Genomic DNA, 24,539 nt, shown 5'->3' on the forward strand with positions numbered 1-24,539 from the left:
GCTTTTTCTTGCGTAAACTGTTATTCATAAAATAAGTCTTATTGGTGTAAACTTATTTTAGGACGGGACAGGATTAATAAAAAAGGCTCTCGATAATCGAGAGCCTTTTTTATGATTTGTAAATCTAAAATTATTTAGCAGGTGCCATTTTAGATTGGATAGCGCTCATAGTAGCTTTGAATTTAGCAGCAGCAGCTTCATCTAAGTTAGCTAATAACTCTTTACCTTTAGCAGCTAATTCAGTACCTTTTTTAGCTAAATCTGCATTTTTTACTACATCACCTCCAGCAGCAATGTACTCTTTTGCGTACTCAGCATAAGACTTTAAATGCTCAGTTACTTCTGCGTTTTCAAAAGATGGAATTTCAACACCTTCTAAAGCAGATTCAACAGATTTTTTAGCCTCATCAGCAGCTTCAGTTACAGCGTCAGCAGCTTCGTTAGCAGCATCTTTTGTAGCTTCTGCAGCCTCAGCAGCAGCGTCTTTTGCCTCGTTAGCAACAGCTTCAGTAGCGTTTTTTGCATCGTCAGCAGCTTTTTCAGCTTTCTTACAAGAAGTTGCTAATAAAGAACCAGCAACTAAAACAGATAAAATTACTTTTTTCATTGTTAATGATTTTTAGTTTAAGATTGTATAACAAATGTAACATTTTGATTGTACTAAACAAATAAAATATAACTTAATTAATGCATACCTTGTTTAAAATCAAAGCTAAAAGCAATACTGTATTTTATCGTTATAACGTACATTTTTTTATACTCTAACTAAACTTACAATTATAATTTTTAGTATTTGGTACTTAAAAAATATTCTTATTTAAAGCTGTATACACCTATACTGTATCTGAACTAAATTGTTTATCATATAAATTTTTGTAATAACCATTCTCCTTTGCTAATAATTCTTGATGATTACCTTTTTCTACAATTACTCCTTTGTCCATAACTATAATGGTATCTGCTTTTTTAATTGTAGCTAGTCTGTGCGCTATAATAATTGAAGTTCTATCTTTAGTAATTTCATCAGTTGCATACTGAATCATTTGTTCTGAATGTGTATCTACAGAGGAGGTTGCTTCATCTAAGATTAAAATACTTGGCTTACTTACAAAAGCTCTTAAAAATGCAATTAATTGACGCTGCCCCGATGATAACATAGCACCTCTTTCTTTTACATTATAATCGTATCCGTTTGGTAAACTCATGATAAAATCATGAATGCCTATTTGCTTTGCTGCCCTTTCTACCTCTTCTTTTGTTACTGTTTCTTCTTTTAAGGTAATATTGTTAAGAATACTATCAGAAAATAAAAAAACATCTTGTAAAACAACAGCTACTTGTTCTCTTAATGTATCTATACTATAGTCTTGCACAGGCGTATCATCAACTAAAATAGTTCCACTATCAATTTCATAAAAACGACTAATTAGATTAATGATTGTAGACTTTCCTGCTCCTGTTGCCCCAACAATAGCAACAGTTTCTCCTTTTTTAACTTCAAATGAAACACCTTTAAGTACTTCTTCACCTTTAACATAGCTGAACCTAACATCTTTAAAAGTGATATCTCCTTTAATTTTATTTGCTGACGTTGTTCCTGATTTATCAATAAAACTATTCGTATCCATAACCTTAAACACTCGCTCTCCAGCAACAATTCCCATTTGTAACTGGTTAAACTTATCAGCAATTTGCCTAAGAGGTCTAAATAACATTTGAGCCATTTGTATAAATCCTAATATTGCACCAACAGTAATTCCATTACTTTTTACAACTTGAGCAATTCCGTTAGCTACTGAACTTGTTTCACTATAGTTCTCTATAACTTGCAAACCTCCAAACCATACAATTAAACCAATTGCTATGGATGATAATATTTCTGCAATTGGAAAGAAAATAGAATAATACCAAACCGTTTTAATATGAGCTTTTTTGTGCTTATCATTTATTTCCATAAAGTTTTTATACTCTATTTTTTCTCTATTAAATAATTGCACAATTTTCATACCTGTAACACGCTCCTGAACAAAACCATTGAGGTTTGCTACTTGGTTTCTTACATCTTGGAATGTTGCTTTGATAGCTATTTGAAATATTTTGGTTGCATAAATTAAAATTGGCATAACCGACATGGCTATTAATGCTAATTTCCAATTAATAACAAACATTACTACAATTACCACTAGCATTTTTAAAACATCACTAACAATCATAAAAACTCCTTGAGAAAAGAAGTTCGCAATTGTTTCTATATCTGACACCACTCTGGTTACCAATCTACCTACCGAGTTGGTATCAAAATAAGTCATTTTAAATTGCATGATATTTCTGAAAATTTTAGCGCGCATATCTCTAATAATATGCTGCCCAACCCAGTTTGCGTAGTAAATAAATGTAAACTGAAGAATTACCTGAATAATTAATACTACTAACATTAAAATAGTGTAGTACAATAAATTATTCACATCTTTTGTAACCGTAAAATCATCTACCGCCCAATGTAGAATAACAGGGCTGGCTGCTGAAAATATAGATAATAAAATGGTAGATATAGTTGCTACCCAAAACTGTACACGATATCTTTTTGCAAAACTCATCAGTCTTGCAAAAATTTTCATATCAAATGCATTTCCTGTATTATTCTTGCTCAAAACTTATATAATCGTATGCTACTTTGGTTAAAAATAATCCTTTTGCTGGAACCGAAACACCAGCATTACCTCTGTTTTTACTTTCAATAACATTTCTAAAGTCTTCTACAGATTTCTTTTGCAAGCCTACCTCTAATAAAGTACCTACAATGGCTCTTACCATATTTCGTAAAAACCTATTTGCAGAAATATAAAAAGTTAATTCATTGCCTTTTTGCTTCCAATACGCTTCTGTTACCTCACAATTAAAAGTATGTACATCTGTTTTAACTTTAGAGAAACATTCAAAATCTTCGTATTCTAATAAAATTTTAGCGGCTTTATTCATGGCATCAATATCAATATTTTTATAATTAAGTTGCCATGTAGTGTCTAATAAAAACGGATTTCTACCCATCCAAATTTTATATTCATAACTTCTACTTGTAGCGTCAAATCTCGCATGTGCCTCGTCATCAACAACTATGGTTTTGTAAATTACAATATCGTTAGGTAAAATGGCATTTAGCTTATATGTAAAATTTTCTTGCAACACTTTATTAGTATCAAAATGTGCAAACATTTGAGAAGCATGTACACCTGCATCTGTTCTACCTGCTCCTACGATATTTATTTCCTCTTGTAAAATAGTACTAATTGCTTTATTTATTTGCTCTTGTACTGAAATTACTTCGGGTTGAATTTGCCAACCGTAATAGTTTTTTCCGTTGTATGAAAGCGCTAAAAAATACCTCAAAAAACTGTTATTTTTTAAATAGCTAAACTACGGATTTTATTTGGTTATTTGTACTTTAGTGGTGTGAAGAAAATTTTACTTTTATCAGATACGCACAGTTATATTGATGATCAAATATTAAAATTTGTAAAACTGGCCGATGAAGTATGGCATGCTGGAGATATTGGTGATTTAGCAGTTACAGATACTTTAAAAAAACACAAACCGCTTAGGGCTGTTTATGGTAATATTGATGATAAAAATGCTAGAGCAGAGTTCCCTCTTGATAACCGATTTGAACTTGAAGGCGTAACTATTTGGATTACACATATTGGGGGATATCCTGGGAAATATAATCAGCGAATAAGAGAGCAATTACATTTAAACCCTCCAACAATTTTCATTTGTGGACACTCGCATATTTTGAAGGTTCAATATGATGAAAAATTACAGTTATTACACATAAATCCAGGTGCAGCTGGTAAGCATGGTTTTCATAAAGTTAGAACTATGGTAAGATTTGAAATTGATAATGGAAATATCAAAAATATGGAAGTTATAGAACTATCTAAGCGCTCTTAGGAACTTGGTTTCTTACTACTGGAACTTTTATTATAATTTTAGTACCTATATTTTTAGCAGATTCTATTTCAAAACTTCCATTTAGCATATCTACTCTCGCTCTAATTTGGTTCAACCCAATTCCGTCTTTACTTTTATTAGTATCAAAGCCTTTTCCATCATCTTTTACCATAATGGTTAGCATACTATCTTCTTCTTCCATAGCTATATATGCTTTTTCTGCTTTGCTATGTTTTAAAATATTATTTATTAACTCTTGAACAATATTAAAAATTTTAATTTCATATTCTTGAGCATACCTATTAACATTAGAAATTGCAGTAAAAAAGCGTAAACTTGAATTAGAATACTTTTTGGCGGCATCTTTAATAGCATATTCTAAACCGAACTTTAACAGTACAGACGATACTAAATTATGAGATAACTCCCTTATTTTTTGGGATGCTTCTAATATAATTTGTTGTGATTTCTGAATTTCAATTGGAACTTCATCTCCTTTAAATTGCTTTTGTGTCGCTTGTAAATGCATATTTGCTGATGATAGTAACGCACTCACATTATCATGTAAAATTTCTGCAATTTGTTTTCTTTCAGTTTCTTTACCATCTATTGCAGCATTAATAATTTTTGCTTGAGAATCTGATTTTAGTTTTTCTAATTTACGTTGTTGCTCTAGCTCATTTTCTGATAGTTTTAAACGTAAATTTTTTTGCTTTAACTTGTATAAGTTAGCTATATACAAAAACAGTAAAGACACTAAAATACCTACAACGCCAATTATCCAATTATTTCTTTCTAAACGTAGTCTTTTGTTTTCTTCGGCTTTTTTTACTAGATCTATATTGTGTCTTAATTGTATTTTTTTTATATCAGCCTTTAATTTTTTTTCATTTAAACTATCTCTTATACTATATGACTTAGTAACATATTCATATGCTGTATAATCTTTTAAATTATACAGAGACCAGGCCATATTATCATATAATGATTCTTTATATTCTACTGACTGTTTATCATTTTTATCCTCAAGTATTTCTAAAGCTTTATTATAAAAATATTTTGCTTTTAAATAATCTTTATTTTTAACATGAATAGTAGCTAAATTAGAATAACTGGCAGCTAAAGATGACAAATTATTTACTTGCTTATGTATTTCAATTGCTTTAGTCAGATAATTTATAACTAATTCAGACTCTGAATCGCTACTTATATATATTGCTGCTAAGTTTCCATAAGCATTTCCTTCTATTTTTCTGTATTTTGTATTAATTTGGTTATTAGAAATTATTTTTTTTAAAAAATAAATTGAGCTATCTTTAATGTTAATTTTATAATAAGCTGCTGATAGTTTTAAATAAACATTTCCTCTTAAAACAGCATCTTCATCAGTAATTTGTTTATCCACAAAGTTATTATTAAAACACCCTAAAGACCTCTTAAAATAATTAATAGATTCGTTATAATTTTCAGATTCAAAATATATACCTGCAATTAATGAGTATATTTCAGCGTTATAAAAAGAAGATGATTTTTCAGTATTTATAGCATCTAACAAATACTTTAAAGATTTAGAATATTCTCCAGATTGATACAACTTTTTACCAATTGTATATTTTTTATACTTTATATTTGAGGTATCGACTTGAATTATAGCAGAAAAAGCCGAGTCTAACGACTCAGCTCTTGCTTGTGAAAATAAAAATACAAATATAAGGGGGACTAATATTTTCGAATATTTAATTTTATTAATCAATATTTAATGTTTAAATTACTCTGTAACAATTATGACTCTTGGCACCTTTTCTGTGTAAAATGTTTTAGAGGAATATTTGCTTGTGAAATTTCCAGATAATTCATTTACAAAATCAATTTGTAGTTTATCAGAACTTTTTCTATAAATTTTAGAATATCTTTTAGACTCACTATCTCCAGACTTTAAAACAATTTCATGTATATTATCAACATCAGAATAGTTAAATTCAACATCAACGCTTTCTTTAGTAACAAAAATTAATTTATATTCATCATTTCCCATATCAGAAATACTGTAACTATCAAGATAAGGCGAGGATTCAATAAATTCGTTATTTTTAGATAAACTAATAATTCCATCTTTAATAAAAATAGATTTCTTTTTAGCATTATTCTCGTAAAACCCTACTTTTAATTCATTATTGTTTAAATCAATATTTTTAGATGAGATAGACTTGCCAACCTCTTCTGGAGCTTTACTACCTTCATATAAATAAATTTCGTTATAGCCGTTCTCATAATTTTTAACGAAATCAGAAACCACTGTTTCATTAACTTTGTAGTCTATAGTAAACCTTCCGTTTATATCTTTCTTTATTTCATAGCTCTTTAAAAGTGCTGTCTCTTCTATTCCTGCTTCATCTTCTGAGGTACATGATGTTAAAAACACCACACCTAACACTAGTAAACTAACTATTTTTTTCATAATAAATATATTTTAGAGGATTTGTTTTATTATTTAAAAATGTTTGGCAACATATGCTTTATAGTTTTAAGGAGTATTTTACGGGGAACTTCTATAAAATAACTGAAGGGAGACTTTAAACTATATTGTTTTTGACCGCATACATTGCCAAACCTACCACATTTCTTACTTTTAATTTTTTGTATAAGCTTCTTCTATGTGCCTCTATCGTTTTTACACTTACATCTAACTTCTCGGCCATTTCAGAAGTACTTAATTCTTGTGTTATTAATTTTAACACTTCAATTTCTCTATCGGTTAACGGTTCGTCTACAACACTTTTGATAGTTTCATCTGTTTTAGATTCGTTAACAAATAGATCAAAAAGGCTACTTTTAATATCATCACTATAATATTGTTCACCTCTATAAACCGATTTTATTGCTTTAATGATATGCTCACTTGCTGAACTTTTTTCAATAAACCCATTGGCACCTAAAGCTATCATTTCTTGCACTAATTTCGGATCACTCAATCCAGACAATATGATGGTTTTTTGGTTTGTACTTCTCTTTTGAAAAGTTTTCAAAACCGATATACCATCCATTTCTGGCATATTAATATCAAGAATTAAAACATCAGCTTTATTTTTCTTAGACCAATCTACAACTTGTTTACCAGTTAAAGAAAAACCTTCTATCTCAATATTATCATCTGTATTTAAAAGAGCTACAACGCCTTCTATCAATATCTTATGATCATCGGCTATATGAACTTTGATTTTTTGTTTCATCGTTACGTTTACAAATTTATGAGGTTACTACGTTATGACCAAATTACAAACACCCTCAATTTACACTAAGGGTTTACCCTAATCATCTAAGGGAAAACCCTAATAAGATTTTTAAAGACCAACTTTAAAAACCTTATAATATATTCAAAAATAAGGAATTAGCATATAACAAAAAACCGAGAATAATTCTCGGTTTCTTTTCGCACTAAATATACTAAGATGTTAGGGTTATCGTAATCTATCAACAGATTTTACAAGATCTTCGTCCTTTTTTATAGCCCTATTTGCAAAAAACAAAAGCAAAATAGCTAAAACTGGAACAAACATCCCAATACCTTTCTCAGAAACAGAAGCTTCTCCAGGTAAAGTTAGTGATACATATATCAATACTCCTAATAAAATAAGGTTTGTCAAAATATTTAAACGCCCCATAACAAATTGTAACTGTCTATTTTTAAATAAAAAAATAGTTACTATTGATAATAAAGCAGAACTGTAAAACAATACAGGTATTAATAAAGATGTAATACCACTTGAAAATAAATCATTAATATATACATCTTTAGATGCAGTAGTCCAAACACTTGTATATTGTGTTAAAACCCCGGATAATAATCCGGCAACTAATAAATGTATTGATTGTATTCTTTGTATCATTTTTTTTGAATGGAAGGCAAATGTAATACTTCTTTTTTTAAAAAGAAACTTTACAAATTAAATTATTTGTATATATTTGCTACAGTTAAACCTCACACAACAGACATATATTTCATATTTCTGTGTTAATCAAAAAGAACTTAACAACTTAACAAATTCCCCCAAAAAGGATTCTCATTAATTAATTTATATTTCTAATGTTCGAAATCTCGGATTTAAAAGCTAAAAAGCTGGCAGAACTTCAACAAATTGCCAAAACTATTGGACTGACAAAAGTGAGTCAGCTAAAAAAATTAGATTTAGTTTACAAAATTTTAGATGCGCAAGCAGAAGCTACAGGAAAGGTAACAACTGAAGAAAAAACAGAAAAACCTAAAAGAAAGCGTATATCTAACTCAACAAAACCAGAGCAAAAAGAAAAAGCTCAAGAAAAAGCTCCCGCTAAGCCTAAAACTGTTGAGAAAAAACAACCTGTTAATAACAACAAAACAGAAGCTGTAGAGAAGAAAAATACTACAGAAGAGGCAAAACCTCAAAACAACAAACCTCAAAGAAGACAAAACAATCAAAAGAATAATAACAACAATAATAAAAATCAAAAAACACAACGTAACCATAAAAATGGTAATAAATACCGTGATCCTGATTTTGAATTTGATGGTATTATAGAAAGTGAAGGTGTATTAGAAATGATGCCTGACGGATATGGTTTTTTACGTTCTTCAGATTACAACTACCTATCATCTCCTGATGATATATATGTATCGCAATCTCAAATCAAGTTATTTGGTTTAAAAACTGGTGATACCGTTAGAGGAAATGTTCGCCCTCCAAAAGAAGGAGAAAAATACTTTCCTTTAATAAGAGTATCTAAAATTAACGGATTAAATCCAAATATTGTTCGTGATCGTGTTTCATTCGAACATTTAACTCCGTTATTCGCTAATGAAAAATTTAATTTAGCAGAAAAAGGAAGCTCTCTTTCAACTAGAATTATCGATTTATTTTCTCCTATTGGTAAAGGTCAACGTGGTATGATTGTAGCACAACCTAAAACTGGTAAGACCATGTTATTAAAAGACGTGGCCAATGCTATTGCTGCCAATCACCCAGAAGTTTATCAGATTGTTTTATTAATTGATGAAAGACCTGAGGAGGTAACTGATATGCAACGAAGCGTTAGAGGTGAAGTGGTTGCTTCTACCTTTGATGAACCAGCAGATAAGCATGTTCGTGTAGCAAACATTGTTTTAGAAAAAGCAAAACGTTTAGTTGAATGTGGGCACGATGTTGTTATTTTATTAGATTCTATAACTCGTTTAGCTAGAGCATACAATACCGTTGCTCCTGCGTCTGGTAAAATATTATCGGGTGGTATTGATGCTAATGCATTACACAAGCCTAAACGCTTCTTTGGAGCTGCTCGTAATATTGAAAATGGTGGTTCTTTAACTATTATTGCTACTGCTTTAACTGAAACTGGTTCAAAAATGGACGAAGTTATTTTTGAAGAATTCAAAGGTACTGGTAACATGGAACTTCAATTAGAACGTAATATTGCTAACCGTAGAATTTATCCTGCTATCGATTTAATTAAATCTAGCACACGTAGAGATGATTTATTACTAGATGACAAAACAGTTCACAGAATGTGGGTATTACGTAAATATTTAGCTGACATGAACCCTATTGAGGCTATGGAGTTTATTAATGAGAAAATCAAGTTTACAAAAAATAATGATGAGTTTTTAATTTCTATGAACGGATAGTAAAACTTTGAAACAAAAAAATCCCGCCAATAGCGGGATTTTTTTATATTGGATAGATCACTTTCTGTAAAGCAACATCATGTTCATCAACATCTTCAATACTAGTAATTGGCTCGAAAAAGTTTAAACCTATGGTTTTTACAGTTGATTTACATTCTTTTAAAAAACGATCATAAAAACCTTTTCCGTATCCTACTCTATAATTTTTAGCATCAGAAATTAACATAGGCACAAATACTAAATCAATATTTTCAACAGCTATTCTTTCAGCATTTACTGGCTCAGGAATTCCATATTCATTTACTTCTAAGCGAGTATTTTCATTATACAAGTAATGTTTTAATGTGTTTGTTTTAAAATCACTTTTACTAATTACAATGGTTTTGCCTAACACTCGTAAAAAATCTATTATAGGCTGTGTATCTATTTCATGTTGCTTTTCAATTGATAAAAAAACATGTATGTAGGTAACCTTTGAAAAATCCAGAAAAAAAACCTGTTTATATATGTTTTTCTGAAGACTAATAACTTGTTCTTTAGTTAACTCTTTTCGCTTTCTTTTGTAAAGTTTTCTTAGTTCACTTTTTTTCATCATGCTAAAGTGTTTAATTCTTTTTGTAATTTTTTAGTTAAACCTTTAACCACAAGATTATAAGAATGATCTATTAATTCGAAAGCTAAATCATCATTAACATCATTATTTAACAAAACGGTATTCCAATGCTTTTTATTCATATGAAAGCCTGGTTTTACTGATTCGTATGTATTTCTTAATAAAACAGCTTTATCTGGATCGCATTTTAGATTGATTTTAGGCTCACCTTGCTCCCACTTATTTAAACCAATCAATGCAAACATTTTTCCCATAACTTTAAACACTAAAGTTACATCATCAAAAGGAAAATGTTCGGTTACTCCTTTTTTTTGAATACAATATTCTCTGAGTTGATCTATATGCATTATTCTATTAGTTTTTGCTCCGAAGGCGGTAATTCTAAAGCAGAATAATCTAACTTCCAACCAATAGTTTCAACTAAATTTTGCATTAACAAAATAGCCTCTAAAGCTTCCTGATTTGCTGTTTGCATTAAATTACTTTCTGGGATCTTTTGTAAAATATGCTCTTTAGCTTCTTTGTTTACCTGAGTTAAATCTTCTGAATTAAACTTATTTAACAAACCGTTTTGAATATCATAAAAACGAATATTGGGTTCTATTGACAAAACTTCTGGCTTAGGAAAATCTGACAAAACAATAGTTTTATTTTTAGTGTTAGATGTCATTTTAATTTTTCTAAAATCAAAACCAATATGAGTTTTTGCATTAATAATTATAATGGCTTTCTTTCTGCTAGAAATTAAACCTAAAAACTTTTCTTGTGTGTTTTCATGATGATAGATTTCAGCAAACTCACCCTCTACTGTAATTAATTTTGATACTTTTTTAATCTTATCCAACAAAACAACCGATTGCTTTTCGGTTAAACTTTTCTTTTGAACAGCTGTAAATTTTTTAAATATAAAGTAAGAGGCAATTGTACCTAATGCCAATCCTAAAAATAATAACTCCATAACACGAAGTTACAAATTTAGTTTGGTACTTAGTACCTTTTGGTATAACTTAGCTTAGCAGCTTTGAGCTAATGTAAATTATGAGAAATCTATTTTTTTTATACACATTTTTTATATGTTTTGTTTCTTGTGACAAAACATATAACAACACTCCTAATATTAAGGTAGATTGGAGTAAACGGACACTAAAAAGCCTTAGTAAAGATTCCTTGCAAAATGGCGCAAGCTATTTGGCAGTTTATTCTGAAATTTATAGTAAAACGGAACATAGGTCTCATAATTTAACTGCTACTGTTAGTATAAGAAATACCAATACAACTGATAGTGTTTATATATCTAAAGCTACGTATTATAATACAGAAGGAAAAGCTATTAGAAATTATATAAACCAACCTGTTTATATAGCTCCAATGGAAACTGTTGAAATTATTATCAATGAAAATGATGATGAAGGCGGTTCTGGTGCTAATTTTATTTTTAATTGGAGTATTCCTAAAAAAACAAATACTCCTTTATTTGATGCTGTTATGATATCTACCTCTGGGCAACAAGGTTTATCTTTTACAACTCAAGGAAAACAACTTAAAAATTATGATTACTGAAATAATTACTAGAATACTTTTTTTAATTGTGGTGATTGACCCATTAGGATCGGTTCCTGTTTTTTTAGAGGCTACAAAAGAACTTGATCAAAAACACAGAAAAAAAGTAGCGATTAGAGCTAGTGTAATCGCTTTTTTAATTCTTTTATTTTTTATTGTTGTAGGTCAAATAATTCTTGAAGGGATGAAAGTTTCTTTAGATGCTTTTCAAATATCTGGTGGTGTTATTCTCTTTTTATTTGCATTAACTATGGTTTTTGGTGAAAGTAAACCTGAAAGCGAAAAACACATGATTACCGATTATAAGCATGTTACAATTTTTCCTGTAGCCATTCCATCTATTGCTTCTCCTGGATCTATTATGGCCGTTGTTTTACTAACCGACAATAATCTTTACACAATACACCAACAAATTACCACTACTTTTTTAGTAATGATTGTTGTTAGTATTACCATGTTAATATTACTTGCTGCAGGTTTAATTCAAAAAAGAGTGGGTGAATATGGTATTAGTGTAATTAGTAAAGTTATGGGACTAATACTTGCTGCATATGCTGTACAAAGTATTTTAAGCGGATTGAAAGATTTTTTTATGACCAACGCTTAGTTTTTATTAATAGCATATAAAATAGGTTTACTTGGTGTAGCGTCATTATGAAAGGGAGCTATCATTAAATTTAAAAAATAAGTTCCGTCAATTACTTTTGTTGGCACATAAATAAACTCTGTAATAGTAGCGCTTAATCTTATCTCGCCTTGCGTATTCCAAAACGCATTGTGTGATAACAACAAACCATCATCCTTTTCCTTATCTACAGAAGGCAAATCTATTAACAAATGCTCTATTCCGATTTCTCTCAAATAAATTGCTGCATCTTCTAATAAATAAGTAGGATTGGTATTAGAATATCGTTTACTCTTCTTGTTATTAGAGTTTGGCAATGTTCTTATTACTAAAGCCTCACATTGTTTATCTTTCAATAAATATGTTAATTGGTCTTTGGTTATCACAGTATCATTTCCATGTTTTTCAGGTGTAATCGAAACTACCTCTGCTAAAAAAAAGAACTGTTGTAAATATTGGTTTACAGAATACACCTTTTCAGTGATATGACCTACACACTCTGTATGTGTAATATGCGAATGTGGATTGAAATGAATACTATTAAAATTAACCGAAGAGCCTTCGGATACTTTTAAGGCCTGATCATTAAACTTTTCAGGATAAATTTTAGGATCATCAATATACCAAGCATTAATATTTGGCGTATTCACATCTATAGGTATTGAAATATCTATAGGTTTAGATAAATCTACCAAATATGTAGTGTTTTTATGGTTGATATTAACAATCATTATAAATTTAATTTAAATAAATCACTTGCAATTCCGTCTGTTAAAAATTTCCCTTTTCGAGTAGCTTTTAACGTATTATTTTCAATATACAATAAATCTTTTGCAACAAACTTCTCTGATTGCATTTTTAAATATGCTAAAAATTTTGGTCCAAAATCTTCTCTTACCTTAGTAAAAGAAACACCCCAAATAGTTCTTAAACCTGTCATAACATATTCATTATAGCTATCTGTTACAGAAAGCTCTTCAATTTCAATCGGTAATTTTTGCTGCTGAATACTATTTATATATTTTTTATTATTCGCTATATTCCAACCCCTTTCTGAACCGTTAAATGAATGTGCAGATGGACCAACACCCATATACTTTTTACCTTGCCAATAAGCAGAATTATTTTTGCTGAAAAAATTATCTTTTCCAAAATTTGAAAGTTCGTAATGCGTAAAACCTTCATTTGTTAAAGTATCTACCAATATTAAAAATTGCTCTTGTGCTTTTTCATCATCAACATCATCAATAATACCCTTTTCTATAAAGCTTGCTAAAGCTGTTTTTGGTTCTACTGTTAAAGCATAACTTGAAATATGAGGAACACCAAATGACAATGCTGTTTCAATATTTTGTTTCCATTCATCATTAGTAGTATTGGGAATACCATATATCAAATCAATAGAAATATTATCAAAATACTGCGTAGCTGTTGCTAGACATCTTTTTGCCTCTTCAGCATCATGCGCCCTATTCATTAGTTTTAAATCTTTTTCAAAAAAAGATTGAATTCCTATGCTTAACCTATTAACTTTTGAGTCTGCAATTTCAAGCAGCCTTTCTGTAGTTAAATCATCTGGATTTGCTTCTAAAGTTATTTCAGGACTTTTAACCACCTTATAATTAGCATAAACCGTTGCTATTAATTGGTTTATTTCATCTGATGATAAAATACTTGGTGTGCCACCTCCAAAATAAATAGTTGCTACTTGCTCGTTTTTAAATGTTTCTTTTCTTAAAATTAGCTCTTGTTGAATTGCCATTAACATCTCTTCTTTATACTTTAAAGAAGTAGAAAAATGAAAATCGCAATAATAACAAGCTTGCTTACAAAACGGTATATGAATGTAAATTCCAGACATTAGTTTTAACTAATTTTATTAGGGTTTTGCTTTACAAACGCAGCCCAACCAGTATAATTTTTACCTCCTATTTTTTTTCCTGAGTTATAATAGTGACATACAGCAGCTGCTAAACCATCTGTAGCATCTAAATTTTTAGGTAACTCTTTTAAATTTAAAACAGATTTTAACATTAAAGCTACCTGTTCTTTACTGGCAGTACCTTTACCTGTTATTGCCATTTTTATTTTTCTTGGTGCATATTCAGTTACCGGTATTTGTCTGGATAACCCAGCAGCCATTGCAACACCTTGTGCTCTTCCCAATTTTAACATAGATTGGACATTTTTACCAAAAAAAGGAGCTTCTAAAGCTATTTCATCAGGATGATAAGTATCAATTAATTCAATGGTACGCTCAAAAATTAACTTTAACTTTAAGTAATGATCATCGTACTTTTTTAACATCAATTCATTCATTTGAACAAATTCCATCTTTTTACCTACCACTTTTATAATCCCAAAACCCATAATGGAAGTTCCTGGATCTATACCTAATATGATTTTTTCTGTCTTCAAATTATCATTTATTTAACCTCTAAAGAGGTAAATTTAAAAGTGTTTCCATCAAACAATCCTTTATCTGAAAGTTTTAATGAAGGAATTACTAACAACGCCATAAATGATAATGTCATGTACGGAGCTCTTAACTTACTACCTAAATCTTTTGCCATTTTATCAAGTTCTGCATAAGCTTTACCAATTTCTTCTGCAGATTTATCAGACATGATTCCTGCAACTGGTAAAGGAACTACTTTTTCTTTAGAAGAAGTAACTGCACAAATACCGCCTTTGTTTTCAATAAGCAAATTTACTGCTTTACAAATCAATTCGTCAGACACTCCTACAGCTATAATATTATGAGAATCGTGACCAACAGAACTAGCAATTGCGCCTTCTTTTAATCCAAAATTTTTAATAAATGCTATAGAAGGTGACGTATTTTGATAACGATTTACTACTGTTATTTTTAATACATCATTCTTAATATCTGAAACTAAATTCCCATCTTTTAATAAAGAATCTGCCTCTATTTCATTCGTTACTAATTCTCCATCTAACGCTTCAATAACTCTAATTTTCTCTGATGCTGAATGAAATTCAAAATCAGAAACATTCTTCTTTTTAATATTAAAGTTATTAAAAACTTCAAAATCAACATGTTTTACAAACGATTGTCCATTGTCAGCAACTAATTCACCATTTATATAAGTTTGAGATACCTCAAACTTTTGTAAATCTTTTACTACTATAAAATCGGCAGCATTACCCTCTTGTAATAATCCTACTTCAAGATTATAGTGTTTTACAGGGTTTATACATGCCGCTTGTAATACTTTGAAAACATCTATTCCTTTGGCAACAGCTCGCTCGCATAGTTGATTAATACCTCCTAACAATAAATCATCAGGATGTTTATCATCAGAACAAAACATCATGTGTTCATAATACTCAGGAAGCAGATTAATTAAAGCCTCAAAATTTTTGGCAGCACTTCCTTCTCTAATAATCACTTTCATTCCTTTTTGTAGCTTTTCTAAACCTTCTTCATAAGTAAAACATTCATGATCGGTATAAATACCTGCCGATATGTAAGTATCTAAATCTTCACCTCTTAATCCTGGTGCATGACCATCTACAGGTTTATTATAATGTTTAGCCCAAGCTATTTTTTTAAGTACCTCATCATCATTGTATATAACTCCTGGATAGTTCATCATTTCAGCTAAATACTTAATATCAGGATTTTGCATCATATTTTTAATATCATCAGCATCTATAATCGCTCCAGCACTTTCAAAAGAAGTAGCTGGCACACATGAGGGTGCTCCAAAATTGAATTTCAACGGAACTTTTTTTCCGTTTTCTATCATAAAATCAACTCCTTTTACACCTAATACATTAGCTATTTCATGCGGATCAGATACCGTGGCTACTGTTCCATGAAGCACCGCTATTTTAGCAAATTCAGATGGAACCAACATAGAACTTTCTATGTGAATATGTGCATCAACAAAACCTGGCAAAATAAAGTCTTCAACTGAGTGTTCAGCTTTTCTGATTGCTATAATTTTTCCTCCTGTAACCTCAACTTCTCCTTTGTAGATATGTTTATTTAGTATATCAACTATATTTCCTTGTACAATCATAATAAGATTTATTTACTGCTAAAATACTGAGTATTTTCCATAAAAAAAGCATCCATAACGGATGCTTTCTTAGTATTTATTTTTAATTAAAATTAAGCGATAGGCCCTCCTTTAATAATCTCTTCGCTTGCCATTTCTTCAAACTTAGCAAAGTTTTTTCTAAATGAATTAGCTAATTCTTGAGCTTTAGCATCATAAGCAGCTTTATCTGCCCATGTTTCTCTAGGGTTTAATACCTCGTCTGGAACGTTTTTACATGTTATTGGCATTGATAAACCAAAAATTGGATGCTCTACAAAAGTTACATTATCTAAATTACCTTCTAGAGCTTCAGTAATCATAGCTCGTGTATACTTTAACTTCATTCTGCTTCCTGTGCCATATGCACCACCAGTCCATCCTGTATTTACTAACCACACATTAACCCCTGCATCTTGCATTTTCTTACTTAGCATTTCTGCATAACGTGTTGGGTGTAGTGGCATAAATGGAGCACCAAAACAAGCAGAAAAACTTGGCAATGGTTCATTAATACCAGCTTCTGTACCTGCTACCTTAGCAGTGTATCCAGAAATAAAATGGTAAGCAGCCTGTCCTGGAGTTAATTTAGATATTGGAGGTAATACTCCAAATGCATCGGCAGTCAAGAAAAATATATTTTTAGGATTCTTTCCTATTGATGGTACTTTAATATTTTCTATATGATGAATTGGGTAGCTTACACGAGTATTTTGCGTAATAGAAGTATCGTGAAAATCTACATTACCATTATCATCCATGATAATATTTTCTAAAATAGCACCTTTCTTAATAGCACCATAAATTTCTGGTTCTTTTTCTTTAGATAAATCAATTACCTTAGCATAACAACCACCTTCAAAATTAAACACTGTATTTTCTGAAGTCCAACCATGTTCGTCATCACCAATTAAACTTCTGTTAGGGTCTGTAGATAAAGTAGTTTTTCCTGTACCTGATAAACCAAAGAAAATTGCTGTATCCCCTTCTTTACCAACGTTAGCAGAACAGTGCATTGGTAATGTATTTTTATATACTGGTAAGATGAAGTTTAAAGCAGAGAAAATTCCTTTTTTAATTTCACCTGTATAACCTGTACCTCCAATTAAAGCAACTTTTCTTGTAAAGTTTAAAATAGCAAAATTATGTTGACGTGTTCCGTCTTCTTCTGGATTTGCCATAAAACCTGGAGCGTTAATTACAGTCCATTCCGGAGAAAAACCTTTCAATTCTTCTTCTGTAGGACGTAAAAACATGTTATTAGCAAACATATTACTCCATGGATATTCATTTACCACTCTAATATTTAAGCGATAATTATCATCTGCACATGCATAACTATCTCGAACAAATACTTCTTTTTCGGATAAATAAGCAGTTACTTTATCGTATAATTTGTCAAACTTTTCTGAATCAAAAGGAATGTTAATATCACCCCACCAAATTTCATCTTTGGTAATGTTGTCTTTAACAATAAATCTATCTTTAGGAGATCTTCCTGTAAATTCACCTGTATTTACGGCTAAAGCTCCAAAGGCAGTTTCTTTTCCTTGTTCTTTTTCAATGGTTTCGTTATGTAACTGCTCAGGAGTCAACTGGTAACGCACGTTGGCATTTTTAATTCCTAAGTTGTCTAACGAAATCGTTTTCGTTTCAAGATTTGTCATCTCTAATTTATTTAGCTGTGTTAAATGTTCGACAAAAATAAGTCTTTTTGTTTAAACAGACCTTGGTTGACTCATTTTTGTCAAATTTTTACTTTTTCTCCCTGTTTTTAAAGAATATAGCAAGCATTACTAACCACGCAACTACTAAAACCATCCCACCCAAAGGTGTTATAAACCAAATGTTTTTAGCGGGGATTCCTAACAAATAAATAGCATAGATTGATCCTGAAAATAATACAACCCCCAAGCTAAAAAGTAAGGTTAAACTTCTACTTTGTTTTGGAGAAAAACCTTTAAATGATGCTACAAACAATAAAACTATAGCATGGTAGATTTGATATCGAACTGCTGTTTCAAAACTATTTAAAGCTTCTAGAGTTAAAATCTTTTTTAATGCATGAGCTCCAAAAGCACCTAAAACTACAGCCAACATCCCAAAAGCTGCTCCTATTGTTAAATTTTTATACATTTTTGTTTTATTTGTTAAATTTCAAACTTATTTTACCGATATTGTGAATCCAAATTTAACAACAAAAGTACAGCATATATTTATGAGACAAATATTAATCATTGGAGCAGGAAGATCTAGTTCTTCATTAATTAAATACCTTTTAGATAAATCTGAACATGAAAACTTACATATAACCATTGCTGACGTAAGTCTGGAATCAGCAAAAAAAAGAACTAACAATCACAGTAAAGCCACTGCAATTGCTTTAGATGTTTTTGATAGTGACAGCAGAATAAAAGCTATTGAAAAAGCAGACATTGTTATTTCTATGCTACCAGCTCACTTACACATTGAAGTAGCTAAAAATTGTGTAACCCTTGGTAAGCATATGGTTACAGCCTCTTATATTTCAAAAGAAATGAAAGCGGTACATGAAGAAGCAACAGCTAAAGGATTAGTTTTTATGAATGAAATTGGTTTAGATCCTGGAATAGATCATATGAGCGCCATGAAAATTATTGATGAAATTAGAGAAAGTGGTGCTGAAATGTTACTATTTGAATCTTTTTGTGGTGGTTTAGTTGCTCCTGAAAGCGATACTAACTTATGGAATTATAAGTTTACTTGGAATCCAAGAAATGTTGTATTAGCAGGACAAGGGGGAGCTTCTATGTTTATACAAGAAGGTACTTACAAGTATATCCCATATCATAAACTATTTAGAAGAACCGAGTTTTTAACTATTAATGGTAGCGGTAAATTTGAAGCATATGCCAACAGAGATTCTTTAAAATACAGAAGTATATATGGTCTCGAAAATATTCCAACAATGTATAGAGGTACTATAAGAAAGGTTGGTTTTTCTCGTGCTTGGAATGTATTTGTTCAATTAGGTATGACAGACGATACGTATACTATTGAGAATTCAGAAAACATGAGTTATCGTGATTTCACAAATTTATTTTTAGCATATTCACCGTCAGATTCTGTTGAATTAAAGTTTAGATCATACTTAAAAATTGATCAAGATGATATTATGTGGGATAAATTTGTAGAGCTTGATATTTTTAATCCGAATAAAAAAATAGGTTTAAAAAATGCAACTCCTGCGCAAATTCTTCAAAAAATATTAATGGATTCATGGACACTACAGGCCGATGATAAAGATATGATTGTTATGCATCATAAATTTGGTTACAAAAATCAGCATGGCAAGCATCAAATTGAAAGTAGTATGGTTATTAAAGGGGATGATCAAACATATACTGCTATGGCAAAAACTGTAGGATTACCTGTTGCTATGGCAACATTACGAATTTTAAATGGTGAAATTACTACTCCTGGTGTACAATTACCTATAAGTAAGGAAGTTTATGAACCAATATTGAAAGAATTAGAAGAATATGGTATTACTTTCATTGAAAAAGAGGTACCTTATTTAGGCTATAACCCTGAATCTGTTAAAGGATAATACTCTACATTTTCAAATAAAAGTCTTTAGTTAACTCAATATAGGCATCAGTATACTGGTGCCTTTCTTTTTCAATAACAAGTTGTTCTTCTTGTACATCTTTTATAATAAATGAAAATTCAAGCAAACTTCTAACAATTTCAGATTTTTCATTTCCCTTAACTCTACAAACTCTGTTTAAAAACAATCCTATTTCCTCAGCTAATGCAACAAAATTAGCTTCTTCTTTACATGGAATTATTACTGAAAACAAACCGTTTTCAGCTAAAATACTTTTTACTCCAATTAATAAATCTTGAAAAGATAACGAACTTGTAAAACGTGCTTTATTCCTAGAATCATTTTCAGTTTCATAAGTATCTGTATAAAAAGGAGGATTTGCAACAATTAATTCGTAAACATCTTCTTCTTCACTCAATTCTTGTGCAAATTCCTGAAAAGATGCATTATAACAAAACAAACGATCTCCCCAATCAGACTGTTCAAAATTTTCTACAGTTTGTTCGTATGCTGCCTCATCAATTTCAACAGCATCAACAGTCATAGCATTTGTACGTTGTGCCAACATTAAACCGATTATACCAGTACCCGATCCAACATCTAGAACAGTATCTGGGTAATGATTAATACTACACCAAGCTCCAAGCAAAACAGCATCTGTACCAATTTTCATGGCAGATTTATCTTGATGAATTGTAAATTCTTTAAAACGAAAAGGTTTCATTAAAATAATTTAGAAAGTATATTTTCTGCATTGAAAAACAGAAATAAAAAAAAGGCTAATAATAAAACTAGTAACAATCCTTTTTTGGGATTCGATTTTTTTCTGCTACCAAATCTACGTTGAAACTTCATAGGGTAAAATTACTTTATTCTTAATTTTTCAATTCTAGGTATTGGTCCTGTACACCTGTCTTTATGACAAGCAATACAAGCATCAACCATGGCATTAAATTGTTGTTCTTGTTTTTCTGAAGCTACCTCAAAAATATCTTGCTGCATTTTTAAAAAATGATTAGCAAAAGTACTGTAAGTGGCGTCTAAATCTGTGCTATCTGTATGTTGCGCTGTATGAATTCCGTAATAAATAGAATCAAAAGCGCCTATACTTTTATTTTGCTCTATTTTATGCTTTAGCTCTTTATTTTTAGCTAACATAGTACGCATCAAATCAGCCATTTCAGAGGTTTTATACATATCGAAGTTTGTAGGAACCTCTTGTACAATTGTTACCTTTTGTTTTTTCTGCTGACAATTCGTAAATAGAACAATAAACACGAACAAGTAAATATACTTAGTCATTTTCTTCTGTAGATGATTCCTCTGCTTTTGCTTCTAGTAAAACACCATCTGCTAAAAATGAATAAGTAATTTTAGGTGATGTTATTTTTGCTATTTCTTCGGCAGACTTACCTGCGTCTTTAGCGTAATGTTGTAACTGAGCTACAGAAATTTCATCTTTAAAAGCTTTACCATTTAGTACAATATCACTTCCAGCTGCATTAAAAGGCATAAAAAATGCATAATCTTTAAACTTTACAAATGTTTCTTGCTCATCAGTCAACGGAACTTTAATCCAACATCCTTTTTTCTGGCACACCTCAGCTACTTTACCTGTAAACTTTACTGTAATAGTATCTCCCGTATTCATCGTTGCAAATTTATCTGATAAATCTTTATGGGTTATGGCATTATCAGCATCTATTTTAGCTCCAAACGAAACAAAAGTTTTTGTATTTTCTTTAGAATTGTTTTCAGTTTTTTCATTTTTACATGCCATTAAACTCAAACCTAAGCCTAACACCAAACAAAGTACCTTCTTCATTATTAACTAGTTATAAATATGTAAGCAAATATACAATAATCGCCTACATATGGTAGTAATTTAGACTGAAAAAGTGATATTGATTTCTTATTTTTGTGGAAACTACTAATACTTATTCATATATGAACACTTCAGACATTCAAATTACTCCAATTCAACAATCAAAAATTAACTCTGTAGATTTTAACAACTTAGCTTTTGGTGCTGTTTTTTCGGATTATATGTTTGAGTGTGATTTTAAAGATGGTAGTTGGCAAAAACCTAAGATAAAACCTTATGGACCAATAAGCTTAGATCCGTCTGCTAGAGTATTCCATTACGGTCAAGCTGTTTTTGAAGGAATGAAAGCTTATAAAGACGATAATGATGACATCTTTTTATTTAGACCTGATGAAAATTTTAAAAGAATTAATAAGTCTGCAGAAAGATTAGCTATTCCTGCTTTTCCTGAAGATTATTTTTTTAATGGATTAACACAGCTTTTAAAATTAGAAAAAGATTGGATTAAAAAAGGATTAGGGAATTCATTATACATTCGTCCTTTTGTAATTGCTACCCAACCAGCAATCTCTGCATCGCCTGCAAATGAATATAAATTTATGATTATCCTATCACCAGCCCAAGCATATTATTCTGGCGAAGTTAAAGTTATTTTTTCTGAAAAATATAGTAGATCTGCAGATGGTGGTGTTGGATTTGCAAAAGCAGCTGGTAACTATGCTGCACAATTTTACCCTACTAAATTAGCTAATGAAAAAGGGTATCAACAAATTATTTGGACAGATGCTAGCACACACAACTATTTAGAAGAAGCTGGAACCATGAACATCTTTTTTAGAGTTGGTGACACATTAATTACCGCTCCTAATAATGATAGGATATTAGATGGTGTAACACGTAAGTCTGTAATTCAAATTGCAAAAGACAATAATATTGATGTAGAAGTTAGAAGAGTTTCTGTGGCTGAAATAAAAGAAGCTGCAAGAAAAGGAGCATTAAAAGAAATTTTTGGATCTGGAACAGCTACGGTTATAAACCCAATTGTAGCATTTAGCCATGGTGGTGAAGATTTCGATTTACCTAAACAAGAAAAATCATACGCTAGCTTTTTTAAAGAGAAACTTACAAGCATTCAATATAACATTTCTGAAGATCCATATGGTTGGCGTTTTAAAATATAAACCAATGTTAAATTATTATATATCAAACTCCTTGTAATTTGTAACAAGGAGTTTTTTTATATATTTGCAATACTTCCCCTTGTTAATCAACGAACTTAACAAAGCTATATGAAAAATATATTACTATCTTTATTAATAATTGCGTTAGCCTTTACAGCTACCTATATTATTATTGATGAGCTTGAGTTTAGTAAAAGGGGAAACAGTAATTCCATAGCTGTTACTCCAACAAACCAAGAAGATTCAGAAGAGCCTTCCGACGAGGAATTTTATGATGACGAACCCACTGAAAAAAGAGTTGTTCATAACTCTATAGACATTTCATCTTTCATAACAGATGTTAAAACTTGGGAAAACTATTACAAAGAAAACATCGACCTTTCTTACGATTTTATTCCGCTTAACGCAGATGGAGAAGAGATTGAGAAAGAAGATTTTTTAACTGAATTACAAACAGGAAATTATATTCCTGTTAAGCTTCCTGAAATGGAAGTTATGTATCAATTACAAACCTTTGACCCAAAATTGCATCAAAAAATATCAAAAGCTATTAAAAGCTCCGCTTCTTTACACTACACCTATTATATGAAAGAAGGAAGAAGTTTTCCTATTTTTGATTTTAAAGATTTATATGGAAACGAGTATAACACGGAGAATACTTTAGGAAAAATTACCGTAATAAAGTGCTGGTTTATAAATTGTAAAGTTTGTGTTGAAGAATTCCCAAAACTTAACGAACTTTTTGACAGATATGAAGGCTACGAAGATCTAGTTTTTTTTAGCTTAGCATTTGATGAGCCAAATAAATTAAGAAAATTTTTAGCTAAAAAGCCTTTTAGGTACCCTGTAATTGCCAAACAAAAAGATTTTATGAACGACCAAATTGGAGTTAAACAATACCCAACTCATATTATTTTAGATGAATATGGCAATGTTTTAAAAATGGTTAATAACGTAGATTCTTTAATTACAACTTTAGATGAAATTATGAACGGTGGACAAATTGCCGATTTAATGACTCATTAACAGTACATACTAATACAAGTAAAAACGCACCCAGTTGGGTGCGTTTTTATTTATCTAAAATAGCTGAAATATTAGGTTTGAAATAATTAGGCCCTTTTAACACTTTTCCATCTTCGCGATAAATCGGTTTTCCATCTTCTCCTAGTTTACTCATGTTACTTTTTTGAATCTCATTAAAAACCTCTTCTATTTTATACTGCATACCATGTTCTATAATAGTACCACATAAAATATAAAGCATATCACCTAAAGCATCTGCAGTTTCAACTAAATCATTATTGTTTACAGCCTCTAAATATTCTTCATTTTCCTCTTTCATTAAGTTAAAACGTAAGCGCTTTCTATCTTCGCCTATATCTACTGTTGGCTTTTCATGAATTCCTAATCCAAAAGCTTTATGAAACTCATAAACGGCTTGTATTTTATTTTTCATATGTTAGTTTGATGAT

27 protein-coding genes are annotated in these 24,539 nt (G+C 30.4%); 7 read left to right on the forward strand and 20 right to left on the reverse strand.

Features of this window, described 5'->3' with window-relative positions:
• Positions 1 to 130: 130 nt before the first annotated feature.
• From ACFQ1U_RS10605 to truA, 3 genes are all read right to left on the reverse strand, one after another.
• Positions 131 to 607: a hypothetical protein gene (locus ACFQ1U_RS10605; RefSeq protein ID WP_386108138.1), complete on the reverse strand. Its 477-nt coding sequence runs from the start codon at positions 605 to 607 to the stop codon at positions 131 to 133.
• Between the two features lie 226 nt (positions 608 to 833).
• Positions 834 to 2,618 (reverse strand): ABC transporter ATP-binding protein, encoded by a 1,785-nt coding sequence (locus ACFQ1U_RS10610; protein WP_386108139.1) that lies wholly within the window; start codon positions 2,616 to 2,618, stop codon positions 834 to 836.
• Positions 2,619 to 2,637: 19 nt separating this feature from the next.
• Positions 2,638 to 3,387, reverse strand: coding sequence for a tRNA pseudouridine(38-40) synthase TruA (truA, locus tag ACFQ1U_RS10615; protein ID WP_386108141.1), 750 nt, complete (start codon positions 3,385 to 3,387; stop codon positions 2,638 to 2,640).
• 63 nt (positions 3,388 to 3,450) lie between these two features.
• Here truA and ACFQ1U_RS10620 point away from each other — a divergent pair, with 63 nt between their 5' ends.
• Positions 3,451 to 3,948, forward strand: a complete 498-nt coding sequence (locus ACFQ1U_RS10620) for a metallophosphoesterase family protein (protein ID WP_386108143.1) — start codon at positions 3,451 to 3,453, stop codon at positions 3,946 to 3,948.
• On the opposite strand, the gene ACFQ1U_RS10625 is transcribed toward ACFQ1U_RS10620, so the two are convergent.
• The 4 genes from ACFQ1U_RS10625 to ACFQ1U_RS10640 form a co-directional block, all read right to left on the reverse strand.
• On the reverse strand, positions 3,935 to 5,701 hold the full coding sequence (locus tag ACFQ1U_RS10625) for a tetratricopeptide repeat-containing sensor histidine kinase (RefSeq protein ID WP_386108145.1): 1,767 nt from the start codon (positions 5,699 to 5,701) through the stop codon (positions 3,935 to 3,937). The genes ACFQ1U_RS10620 and ACFQ1U_RS10625 overlap by 14 nt on opposite strands.
• 15 nt (positions 5,702 to 5,716) lie before the next feature.
• The gene (locus tag ACFQ1U_RS10630; protein ID WP_386108147.1) at positions 5,717 to 6,406 is read right to left on the reverse strand and encodes a hypothetical protein; all 690 of its coding nucleotides are present in this window, start codon (positions 6,404 to 6,406) and stop codon (positions 5,717 to 5,719) included.
• Between the two features lie 115 nt (positions 6,407 to 6,521).
• A complete protein-coding gene (locus tag ACFQ1U_RS10635) occupies positions 6,522 to 7,178 on the reverse strand; it encodes a response regulator (RefSeq protein ID WP_386108149.1) in 657 nt (218 codons plus the stop codon).
• A gap of 228 nt (positions 7,179 to 7,406) precedes the next feature.
• Positions 7,407 to 7,835: a DUF4293 domain-containing protein gene (locus tag ACFQ1U_RS10640; protein WP_386108151.1), complete on the reverse strand. Its 429-nt coding sequence runs from the start codon at positions 7,833 to 7,835 to the stop codon at positions 7,407 to 7,409.
• Positions 7,836 to 8,032: 197 nt separating this feature from the next.
• Here ACFQ1U_RS10640 and rho point away from each other — a divergent pair, with 197 nt between their 5' ends.
• Positions 8,033 to 9,604 (forward strand): transcription termination factor Rho, encoded by a 1,572-nt coding sequence (rho, locus tag ACFQ1U_RS10645; protein ID WP_386108153.1) that lies wholly within the window; start codon positions 8,033 to 8,035, stop codon positions 9,602 to 9,604.
• Positions 9,605 to 9,647: 43 nt separating this feature from the next.
• On the opposite strand, the gene ACFQ1U_RS10650 is transcribed toward rho, so the two are convergent.
• The 3 genes from ACFQ1U_RS10650 to ACFQ1U_RS10660 are packed head-to-tail and all read right to left on the reverse strand — an operon-like array spanning position 9,648 to position 11,175.
• Positions 9,648 to 10,199: a 5-formyltetrahydrofolate cyclo-ligase gene (locus ACFQ1U_RS10650; protein WP_386108155.1), complete on the reverse strand. Its 552-nt coding sequence runs from the start codon at positions 10,197 to 10,199 to the stop codon at positions 9,648 to 9,650.
• The gene (locus tag ACFQ1U_RS10655) at positions 10,196 to 10,564 is read right to left on the reverse strand and encodes an MmcQ/YjbR family DNA-binding protein (RefSeq protein ID WP_386108157.1); all 369 of its coding nucleotides are present in this window, start codon (positions 10,562 to 10,564) and stop codon (positions 10,196 to 10,198) included. The genes ACFQ1U_RS10650 and ACFQ1U_RS10655 overlap by 4 nt, the downstream gene beginning before the upstream one ends.
• On the reverse strand, positions 10,564 to 11,175 hold the full coding sequence (locus tag ACFQ1U_RS10660; protein ID WP_386108159.1) for a DUF4230 domain-containing protein: 612 nt from the start codon (positions 11,173 to 11,175) through the stop codon (positions 10,564 to 10,566). The genes ACFQ1U_RS10655 and ACFQ1U_RS10660 overlap by 1 nt, the downstream gene beginning before the upstream one ends.
• Before the next feature lie 80 nt (positions 11,176 to 11,255).
• Between ACFQ1U_RS10660 and ACFQ1U_RS10665 the strand changes: the two genes are divergently transcribed.
• Both ACFQ1U_RS10665 and ACFQ1U_RS10670 read left to right on the forward strand, forming a co-directional pair.
• On the forward strand, positions 11,256 to 11,777 hold the full coding sequence (locus tag ACFQ1U_RS10665; RefSeq protein ID WP_386108161.1) for a DUF3124 domain-containing protein: 522 nt from the start codon (positions 11,256 to 11,258) through the stop codon (positions 11,775 to 11,777).
• A complete protein-coding gene (locus ACFQ1U_RS10670) occupies positions 11,770 to 12,384 on the forward strand; it encodes a MarC family protein (protein WP_386108843.1) in 615 nt (204 codons plus the stop codon). Before ACFQ1U_RS10665 ends, ACFQ1U_RS10670 begins: the two co-directional genes overlap by 8 nt.
• Here ACFQ1U_RS10670 and ACFQ1U_RS10675 read toward each other — a convergent pair.
• The 6 genes from ACFQ1U_RS10675 to ACFQ1U_RS10700 all read right to left on the reverse strand — a co-directional run bounded on the left by ACFQ1U_RS10675 (position 12,381) and on the right by ACFQ1U_RS10700 (position 18,605).
• Positions 12,381 to 13,133 carry a cyclase family protein gene (locus ACFQ1U_RS10675; RefSeq protein WP_386108163.1) on the reverse strand — a complete coding sequence of 251 codons (753 nt, stop codon included), beginning with the start codon at positions 13,131 to 13,133 and terminating at the stop codon, positions 12,381 to 12,383. The two genes, ACFQ1U_RS10670 and ACFQ1U_RS10675, sit on opposite strands and share 4 nt — an antisense overlap.
• Positions 13,133 to 14,263, reverse strand: coding sequence for a radical SAM family heme chaperone HemW (hemW, locus tag ACFQ1U_RS10680; RefSeq protein WP_386108165.1), 1,131 nt, complete (start codon positions 14,261 to 14,263; stop codon positions 13,133 to 13,135). The genes ACFQ1U_RS10675 and hemW overlap by 1 nt, the downstream gene beginning before the upstream one ends.
• Before the next feature lie 5 nt (positions 14,264 to 14,268).
• A complete protein-coding gene (ruvC, locus tag ACFQ1U_RS10685; RefSeq protein WP_386108167.1) occupies positions 14,269 to 14,820 on the reverse strand; it encodes a crossover junction endodeoxyribonuclease RuvC in 552 nt (183 codons plus the stop codon).
• Positions 14,821 to 14,828: 8 nt separating this feature from the next.
• A complete protein-coding gene (gene ade / locus ACFQ1U_RS10690) occupies positions 14,829 to 16,451 on the reverse strand; it encodes an adenine deaminase (protein WP_386108169.1) in 1,623 nt (540 codons plus the stop codon).
• Positions 16,452 to 16,543: 92 nt separating this feature from the next.
• Positions 16,544 to 18,136: a phosphoenolpyruvate carboxykinase (ATP) gene (gene pckA, locus ACFQ1U_RS10695; protein ID WP_386108171.1), complete on the reverse strand. Its 1,593-nt coding sequence runs from the start codon at positions 18,134 to 18,136 to the stop codon at positions 16,544 to 16,546.
• Positions 18,137 to 18,224: 88 nt separating this feature from the next.
• Positions 18,225 to 18,605 carry a DUF423 domain-containing protein gene (locus ACFQ1U_RS10700; RefSeq protein WP_386108174.1) on the reverse strand — a complete coding sequence of 127 codons (381 nt, stop codon included), beginning with the start codon at positions 18,603 to 18,605 and terminating at the stop codon, positions 18,225 to 18,227.
• Between the two features lie 82 nt (positions 18,606 to 18,687).
• On the opposite strand from ACFQ1U_RS10700, the gene ACFQ1U_RS10705 reads away from it, so the two are divergent.
• Positions 18,688 to 20,058 carry a saccharopine dehydrogenase family protein gene (locus tag ACFQ1U_RS10705; RefSeq protein WP_386108176.1) on the forward strand — a complete coding sequence of 457 codons (1,371 nt, stop codon included), beginning with the start codon at positions 18,688 to 18,690 and terminating at the stop codon, positions 20,056 to 20,058.
• Between the two features lie 4 nt (positions 20,059 to 20,062).
• Here the strand turns inward: ACFQ1U_RS10705 and ACFQ1U_RS10710 are convergent, their stop codons facing one another.
• The 3 genes from ACFQ1U_RS10710 to ACFQ1U_RS10720 form a co-directional block, all read right to left on the reverse strand.
• Complete coding sequence (locus ACFQ1U_RS10710; RefSeq protein ID WP_386108178.1) at positions 20,063 to 20,782, reverse strand: tRNA1(Val) (adenine(37)-N6)-methyltransferase; 720 nt, start codon at positions 20,780 to 20,782, stop codon at positions 20,063 to 20,065.
• A 140-nt stretch (positions 20,783 to 20,922) separates the two neighbouring features.
• Complete coding sequence (locus ACFQ1U_RS10715) at positions 20,923 to 21,255, reverse strand: hypothetical protein (protein ID WP_386108179.1); 333 nt, start codon at positions 21,253 to 21,255, stop codon at positions 20,923 to 20,925.
• Between the two features lie 97 nt (positions 21,256 to 21,352).
• Complete coding sequence (locus ACFQ1U_RS10720) at positions 21,353 to 21,883, reverse strand: DUF4920 domain-containing protein (RefSeq protein ID WP_386108181.1); 531 nt, start codon at positions 21,881 to 21,883, stop codon at positions 21,353 to 21,355.
• A 122-nt stretch (positions 21,884 to 22,005) separates the two neighbouring features.
• On the opposite strand from ACFQ1U_RS10720, the gene ACFQ1U_RS10725 reads away from it, so the two are divergent.
• Complete coding sequence (locus ACFQ1U_RS10725; RefSeq protein ID WP_386108183.1) at positions 22,006 to 23,064, forward strand: branched-chain amino acid aminotransferase; 1,059 nt, start codon at positions 22,006 to 22,008, stop codon at positions 23,062 to 23,064.
• A gap of 108 nt (positions 23,065 to 23,172) precedes the next feature.
• On the forward strand, positions 23,173 to 24,090 hold the full coding sequence (locus tag ACFQ1U_RS10730; protein WP_386108184.1) for a TlpA family protein disulfide reductase: 918 nt from the start codon (positions 23,173 to 23,175) through the stop codon (positions 24,088 to 24,090).
• A 46-nt stretch (positions 24,091 to 24,136) separates the two neighbouring features.
• Here the strand turns inward: ACFQ1U_RS10730 and ACFQ1U_RS10735 are convergent, their stop codons facing one another.
• Positions 24,137 to 24,523 carry a pyrophosphohydrolase domain-containing protein gene (locus tag ACFQ1U_RS10735; RefSeq protein WP_386108186.1) on the reverse strand — a complete coding sequence of 129 codons (387 nt, stop codon included), beginning with the start codon at positions 24,521 to 24,523 and terminating at the stop codon, positions 24,137 to 24,139.
• Positions 24,524 to 24,539: the final 16 nt, after the last annotated feature.

Origin of the sequence: Tenacibaculum geojense, from assembly GCF_042676005.1 — a bacterium.
Taxonomy (GTDB): domain Bacteria; phylum Bacteroidota; class Bacteroidia; order Flavobacteriales; family Flavobacteriaceae; genus Polaribacter; species Polaribacter geojense.